The sequence below is a fragment of the Haemophilus sp. SZY H53 genome (assembly GCF_054332375.1).
Genome location: NZ_JBTGNV010000008.1, coordinates 120,130 through 126,605, shown reverse-complemented (window position 1 = coordinate 126,605; position 6,476 = coordinate 120,130). Strand labels below are relative to the sequence as shown.

8 protein-coding genes and 1 pseudogene are annotated in these 6,476 nt (G+C 43.4%); 6 read left to right on the top strand and 3 right to left on the bottom strand.

Features of this window, described 5'->3' with window-relative positions; genetic code table 11:
* Positions 1 to 395: pseudogene (locus ACXVWB_RS08750) on the bottom strand (IS4 family transposase); the annotation flags it as partial.
* 613 nt (positions 396 to 1,008) lie between these two features.
* On the opposite strand from ACXVWB_RS08750, the gene ACXVWB_RS08745 reads away from it, so the two are divergent.
* Complete coding sequence (locus tag ACXVWB_RS08745; RefSeq protein WP_289902171.1) at positions 1,009 to 1,803, top strand: formate/nitrite transporter family protein; 795 nt, start codon at positions 1,009 to 1,011, stop codon at positions 1,801 to 1,803.
* A gap of 49 nt (positions 1,804 to 1,852) precedes the next feature.
* Here ACXVWB_RS08745 and ACXVWB_RS08740 read toward each other — a convergent pair whose 3' ends face one another.
* On the bottom strand, positions 1,853 to 2,743 hold the full coding sequence (locus tag ACXVWB_RS08740) for a LysR family transcriptional regulator (RefSeq protein WP_289902172.1): 891 nt from the start codon (positions 2,741 to 2,743) through the stop codon (positions 1,853 to 1,855).
* Positions 2,744 to 2,871: 128 nt separating this feature from the next.
* Here ACXVWB_RS08740 and ACXVWB_RS08735 point away from each other — a divergent pair, with 128 nt between their 5' ends.
* From ACXVWB_RS08735 to ACXVWB_RS08720, 4 genes are all read left to right on the top strand, one after another.
* Entirely contained in the window at positions 2,872 to 3,720 is an 849-nt protein-coding gene (locus ACXVWB_RS08735; RefSeq protein ID WP_128786832.1) for an aldo/keto reductase, read from the top strand.
* Between the two features lie 156 nt (positions 3,721 to 3,876).
* The gene (locus tag ACXVWB_RS08730; RefSeq protein WP_216364013.1) at positions 3,877 to 4,110 is read left to right on the top strand and encodes a carboxymuconolactone decarboxylase family protein; all 234 of its coding nucleotides are present in this window, start codon (positions 3,877 to 3,879) and stop codon (positions 4,108 to 4,110) included.
* A 12-nt stretch (positions 4,111 to 4,122) separates the two neighbouring features.
* On the top strand, positions 4,123 to 4,638 hold the full coding sequence (locus tag ACXVWB_RS08725; RefSeq protein WP_216364014.1) for a cupin domain-containing protein: 516 nt from the start codon (positions 4,123 to 4,125) through the stop codon (positions 4,636 to 4,638).
* A 61-nt stretch (positions 4,639 to 4,699) separates the two neighbouring features.
* Positions 4,700 to 4,906: an IS3 family transposase gene (locus tag ACXVWB_RS08720; protein ID WP_128787980.1), complete on the top strand. Its 207-nt coding sequence runs from the start codon at positions 4,700 to 4,702 to the stop codon at positions 4,904 to 4,906.
* A gap of 89 nt (positions 4,907 to 4,995) precedes the next feature.
* On the opposite strand, the gene ACXVWB_RS08715 is transcribed toward ACXVWB_RS08720, so the two are convergent.
* A complete protein-coding gene (locus ACXVWB_RS08715) occupies positions 4,996 to 5,364 on the bottom strand; it encodes a rhodanese-like domain-containing protein (RefSeq protein ID WP_289902238.1) in 369 nt (122 codons plus the stop codon).
* Positions 5,365 to 5,675: 311 nt separating this feature from the next.
* Here ACXVWB_RS08715 and ygiD point away from each other — a divergent pair, with 311 nt between their 5' ends.
* The gene (gene ygiD / locus ACXVWB_RS08710; RefSeq protein WP_289902173.1) at positions 5,676 to 6,476 is read left to right on the top strand and encodes a 4,5-DOPA-extradiol-dioxygenase; all 801 of its coding nucleotides are present in this window, start codon (positions 5,676 to 5,678) and stop codon (positions 6,474 to 6,476) included.

Here is a 6,476-nt window from a genome sequence, read left to right as displayed (position 1 = left end):
TCTGAAAGCGGGAACGCTTTCTCATAAAGAGTAACAGAACGACCGTGTAGTGCGACTGAAGCTCGCAATACCATAAGTCGTTTTTGCTCACGAATATCAGACCAGTCAACAAGTACAATGGGCATCGTATTGCCCGAACAGATAAAGCTAGCATGCCAACGGTATACAGCGAGTCGCTCTTTGTGGAGGTGACGATTACCTAACAATCGGTCGATTCGTTTGATGTTATGTTTTGTTCTCGCTTTGGTTGGCAGGTTACGGCCAAGTTCGGTAAGAGTGAGAGTTTTACAGTCAAGTAATGCGTGGCAAGCCAACGTTAAGCTGTTGAGTCGTTTTAAGTGTAATTCGGGGCAGAATTGGTAAAGAGAGTCGTGTAAAATATCGAGTTCGCACATCTTGTTGTCTGATTATTGATTTTTCGCGAAACCATTTGATCATATGACAAGATGTGTATCCACCTTAACTTAATGATTTTTACCAAAATCATTAGGGGATTCATCAGAACTTAATCTCTATTGGGATGAAAGTGAAGGTTCAATAAATATCCTATTTGACAAAGATGAATTGACAAAATACTTTCATCTGAATCTTAAAAAAAGTGAGGAAAAATCAGAAACACTGAAAACGGCTTTTGATGAGACCACATATTTTTTCACTTCCTATGAATTTTCTATCGATAAATACCCTAACGTTACCGTTGAGTTTCGTCTCTACCATTCACCCGGTATGACATTCAGATTGGACTACCCGACTGAATTTACGCGGATTTTGATTTATAGAAAAATGTAATAGACGATGTTTCCCTTATATCGTTTCTAACTTGGGCGATATTGTTCCCACCGACCGCACTTTGCCCTCAAAAAAAGAACCTAGACACCTAATTTTAGGTTCGGATTATTATTCAATTTCGTTATAACTAAAAATCAGTACATATATTTAACAATTCTTTCGGTTTTGCTATGTGCTTTGCTACATTTTTACCGTCTTATTTTCACTAGAGGTACAACTATGCAGCATCGCGATCTTTATCCCCACGAAATCTTACAAGATGTTATTGATAAAAGTTATGCTAAGTCGCAAGGACACCTAAAAACACTCTCTATTTTAAGTTTTTTAGGTGGCGGCTATGTGAGTTTTGGTTATATGGCCTATTTAAAAGTCGTGAGTGGTATTCCTCCTGAGTGGGGAGGGCTGGCGACATTACTTGGTGCGGCCGTGTTTCCGATTTGTTTAATTTGTATTCTAATCGGTGGTGGTGAATTAGCCACGGGAAATATGATGATGATGGCATTAGGCCGTTTAACCAAAAGAGTAAGCCTTAAAAAATTATTTCGTAACTGGATTGTCGTGAGTTTGGGTAACCTGCTCGGTGCGCTGTTTATGGCCTATTTCTTAGGGCATTATGTCGGTTTATCAGAAGGTGCTGCCTCTGCTAAAACCATTGCTATTGCCGAAGCTAAAGTGCAAATGGATTTTGGTCGTGCCTTTATTTCTGCTATTGCCTGTAACTGGATGGTCTGCATGGGTATTTGGTTCTATTTTGGTGCCAAACAAACCTCTGGTCGTATTCTCGCCATGTGGTTCCCAGTGATGATTTTTGTGCTTATCGGATTACAACACTTTGTCGCTAATATGTTTATTATTCCTGCCGGGATTTTTGCTGGTGCTAATGTGACTTGGAGCCAATTCTTCTTCAATATGATTCCTGTCTTTTTAGGCAATGTCACGGGTGGTGCAGCATTTGTCGGTGCATCTTATCTTTATGCCTATCGTCATTTATTAAAGGAAGATTATTGTATTTAGTAAACGAAAATCTGACCGTACTTTGTTATGAAAAAAGCCGTCTGAAATTTCAGACGGCTTTTACTTTTAGCGCATCCACAATCAACTTAAACGCATTCGAATGCCTGCGACGGCTGGGGTAATAGAGGTAAAACGGATCGTAAGTGATGGCGTACTCGGGCAACAGCTCGACCAGTTGCCCGGAATGGAGCGCGTCTGCGGCGATGATATGCGGCAGCCAAGTGATGCCGAGTCCGTCTGAAACGGCTTGCAGACGCAGATGATTATTGGTGGAAAACTGCGATTTGGGCGTGAAGGTAATCAGCTCTTTTTTGTATTTGAATTCCCACTGCATCTCCGAGCCGTGTTCGGCGGAGAGCTTTGTGCCGATAAGGCGGTGCTTCTGCAAATCGTCAATATTTTTCGGCGAACCGTATTGCACCAAATAATCGGGTGAGGCGACCAACGCCATTTTGAACGGTGCGGAAATCGGCACGGCAATCATCTCTTTTGCCACATCGTTGCCCAGCCGCACGCCCATATCAAACCCTTCTTTCACAATGTCCGCCAAGCGGTCGTCCACCACGATCTCCAAACGGATTTTCGGGTATTGGTTCAAAATCGGCTTTAATTTCGGGTACAACACCGCTTCCGCCGCCACTGCAGAGGCATTGATACGAATCAATCCCGATGGCGTATTCAAAAAATCGTTTAATGCATCGACTTCTTGGTTTATGGCTTGATAAAGCGGGGAAAGTTGGTCGAAAAGCTGCTGCCCAGCTTCGGTTAGTGACACATTGCGTGTCGTGCGGTTGAACAAGCGCAGGTTCAGCCGCGTTTCTAAATTTTTCATGCTATGGCTCAACGCCGAAGAAGAAATCCCCAAAAGCTGTCCCGCTTTTACAAAACTCTGCGTTTGTGCGAGTGTCAAAAAATAATTCAGTTCGTTAAAGTTCTGCATTTTCCCGCCCCGTTTTAGCTGATTAGTGAATTTAATTCACGACATCATAAAACAAAGCCTAATTTATCTCAATAAAAACGCGGGGTAAAATGGCTACACTTTCATGAGAACAAACAGGAGACAATATCATGCAAAATATCACATTAAACAATGGCGTAAAAATTCCTGTGCTCGGTTTCGGCGTATTTCAAATTCCGCCCGAAGAAACGGAACAAGCTGTGATTGCCGCCATCAAGGCGGGTTACCGTCACATCGACACCGCGCAGGCTTATATAAATGAAACCGAAGTCGGTTTGGGGATTAAAAACAGCGGTGTGGCGCGCGAAGAATTGTTCGTTACCACCAAAATTTGGGTGGAAAATTTCGGCTATGAAGCCGCTAAAGCCTCGCTGGATCGTTCATTAAGCCGTCTGAATTTGGATTATATCGATATGGTGCTGATTCATCAGCCTTACGGCGACAGCCACGGCACATGGCGCGCGCTGGAAGAATATCAGGCAGCCGGCAAAATCCGCGCCATCGGCGTGAGCAATTTTTCGCCCGTACGCGCGGTGGATTTGGGGCTGTTCAATAAAGTGATGCCGCAAGCCAATCAGATTGAAATCAATCCGTTCCAACAAAAAACCGAAGCCGTTGCCGCTTTGCAGGCCGAAGGCATCGCCGTGGAAGCGTGGGGGCCGTTTGCCGAAGGCCAAAACGATATTTTCCACAATCCTGTGTTAAGCAAAATTGGCGTGAAATACGGCAAATCCGTGGCGCAGGTGATTACCCGCTGGCTGATTGATCGCGACATCATCGTGTTGGCAAAATCCACCAAACCTGAACGCATGGCGGAAAACTTGAATGTCTTTGACTTTGCCCTCAGCGATGAAGACAAAGCAGAAATTGCCAAACTGGACGGTACGTTCGCCGCCATCATAAATCACGACACGGTGGATAATTTGAAACGCATCTACGCGTGGAAAACGGGCGTATAAGAGTAGCGAGAATAGTAGTGGATAAAATCTAAACGGCTCAAACTACTTTCTTGTTTTTATTTCGTTGAAAGCCCCTTTTCTAACAACTAGAAAAGGGCTTAATCGCTCAAAAAAGTTGACCATAACAGACATAACAGAAATATGGAGGACAAATTCATGTCAGAAAAAATCGTACAAACAGCCGGAAGAAAGGCACTGGGAGAGTTCGCTCCGGAGTTTGCCCATTTTAATGATGATGTGCTATTCGGTGAAAACTGGAACAATCAGGATATTGATCTGAAGACCCGCTGCGTAATCACGATGGTGGCACTGATGTCGCAGGGCATAACGGATTCCTCTCTCGTCTACCACATTCAGAACGCGAAAGCACACGGTGTGACGAAGCAGTAGTTTGCGGCCATCGTGACGCATGTTGCTTTTTACGCTGGCTGGCCGAAGGCCTGGGCGGTTTTTAATCTTGCGAAAGCGAACGGTATTTATGATGAGGGAATGGAACCGCTGACGGAGAAGGAAAGATTCCAGAAGGAGATCTTCTTCCCTATTGGCGACCCCAACGACGGCTTTGCTCAGTATTTCGTCGGACAGAGCTATCTGGCTCCCGTATCAACAGAGCAGGTGATGATCTTCAACGTGACCTTCGAACCGGGCTGCCGAAACAACTGGCATATCCATCATGCATCAAAAGGCGGCGGCCAGATGTTGATCGGTGTCGGCGGAAAAGGCTGGTATCAGGAAGAAGGTAAGCCTGCGCAGGAGATCCTTCCCGGTACAGTGATTCATATTCCGGCGAATGTAAAGCATTGGCATGGAGCCCAGAAGGACAGCTGGTTTTCACATCTTGCCTTTGAGATCGAGGGAGAGAACGCCTCGAACGAATGGTGTGAACCGGTCATCGATGAGGAGTATCTGAGCTTATGAAGACTCTGGTTTTAAAGAGCAGCGGAAACAAACACGGCTCTTCCAATATGCTGGCGAAGGAATTTATTCGTGGCGCAAAAGAGACCAGCCGATTGAAAGTTTTTTTGCGATACTAAAATCAGCGTGTTTTTACTCACGAACTTATCATTCAATCGCTGAATTACAGGCTGAAATTGAAGAATATTTAGTGTATTACAACCAAAAACACATTAAACTTGCTTTCAAAGGATTGAGCCCAGTGCAATACCGAGCTCAATATTTAAGTTAACTAACCTGTCCAACTTTTGGAGGGCAGATCACTTTATAATAAAAATCCCCTACTGCTCTAGGGGATTTTTGCTTTAAATAATATGTTGTTTATTTCAAACCTTTTTTAACCAAATCTTCATAACCACCATGGTTGGTTACATTGGTATAGCCTGCATTTTTCAACTCAGTGAGTGCGGCTTCCGCACGGCGACCACTACGACAATAAAGATTGATTGGTGCATCTTTATCTGATCCAAGCGCTTTAACGCCTTCAACAATTTTATCATGTGGAATATTTACCGCATCTTGTAAATGTCCAGAGTTAAATTCCTCCGCTGAACGCACATCAATCCAAACGCCTTTTGCTTTTTCTAGTTGTACTGCACTTTGTTCTGTTTGTGGCGCAGTATTCGCAGAAGCAAAAAAAGGTACAGCAATCGCTGCCGCAGAAAGTACTGCTGTGAATAATTTTTTCATCATTCAATCTCCTATTAAATAGAAATAATATATTTACCTAAATAAATTTAGGGTTTATGTAAAACTGATAGTCATCATACGCCTAAATATAAAGATAATAAACTGTAAATGAAGTAAATTTTAAGTAAAATTTTCGTGAAATTTAACCGCACTTTGTCATATTTACCTTATTTAACACATCAATCTCTCTAAACCTTATCATTCATTATTTCTGATTAGTAAAAGATGTTGTTCATAAAGTGGTATTTTTCACACAAAGATTTAACCGTACAATCTGCTCCATCAAATATTGAGGAGAAAATAATGAAAAAATGCCTGTATTGTTCGTTGGGCATGGTAGCCCGATGAATGCGTTAGATAAGGAAAACCCGTTCAATCAGAATTTCAGCCTAATTACGCAACAGTTTGCCAAACCAAAAGCCATTTTGATGATTTCCGCACATTGGTACAGCAGCCGTTTGCAGGTGACCTCAGGTGAACACCCTGAAATGATTTACGATTTCTACGGCTTCCCCGATGAACTCAGCCAAGTGCAATATCCCGCGCCTGGTTCGCCTGAGTTGGCGGAGCAAGTGCGGTCATTATTACAGCCGGAAAATGTCGAGCTGAACCCAACGCGTGGTTTTGATCATGGTGCATGGGCAGTGTTGAAATATCTCTATCCCGATGCCGATATTCCTGTGGTGCAACTGAGCCTTAACCGTTTGCAATCGGCAGAATGGCATTTCAATTTGGCGAAAAAATTATCTGCTTTACGAGAACAAGGTGTGCTGATTATCGGCAGCGGCAATATTGTGCATAATCTGAGAGCGATAAGTTGGGAACATATCGATCAAATCGGTGCGGGTTATGACTGGGCGTTTGCTTTCCGTGAAACAGTCAATCAGGCGATTGCGACACAAGATGATAAAACCTTGGTGCATTATGAACAGTTAGGCGAAAAAGCCGAGCTTTCTGTGCCAACGCCAGATCATTACTTGCCGTTGCTGTACATTATGGCGTTACGCGAATCACAAGACGAGATTACGTTTTTCAACGATAATCTGATTGCCGGATCGCTCAGCATGACGTCGGTTTTAGTGGGATATCTTATAAGTATGCAAGTGAAGTAG

What these genes read in the sequence shown, in the direction of transcription:
- ACXVWB_RS08745 (WP_289902171.1), top strand. Translation starts at nt 1,009, where the DNA reads ATGCAGCATCGCGATCTTTATCCCCACGAAATCTTACAAGATGTTATT.
- ACXVWB_RS08740 (WP_289902172.1), bottom strand. Translation starts at nt 2,743, where the DNA reads ATGCAGAACTTTAACGAACTGAATTATTTTTTGACACTCGCACAAACG.
- ACXVWB_RS08735 (WP_128786832.1), top strand. Translation starts at nt 2,872, where the DNA reads ATGCAAAATATCACATTAAACAATGGCGTAAAAATTCCTGTGCTCGGT.
- ACXVWB_RS08730 (WP_216364013.1), top strand. Translation starts at nt 3,877, where the DNA reads ATGTCAGAAAAAATCGTACAAACAGCCGGAAGAAAGGCACTGGGAGAG.
- ACXVWB_RS08715 (WP_289902238.1), bottom strand. Translation starts at nt 5,364, where the DNA reads ATGAAAAAATTATTCACAGCAGTACTTTCTGCGGCAGCGATTGCTGTA.
- ygiD (WP_289902173.1), top strand. Translation starts at nt 5,676, where the DNA reads ATGCCTGTATTGTTCGTTGGGCATGGTAGCCCGATGAATGCGTTAGAT.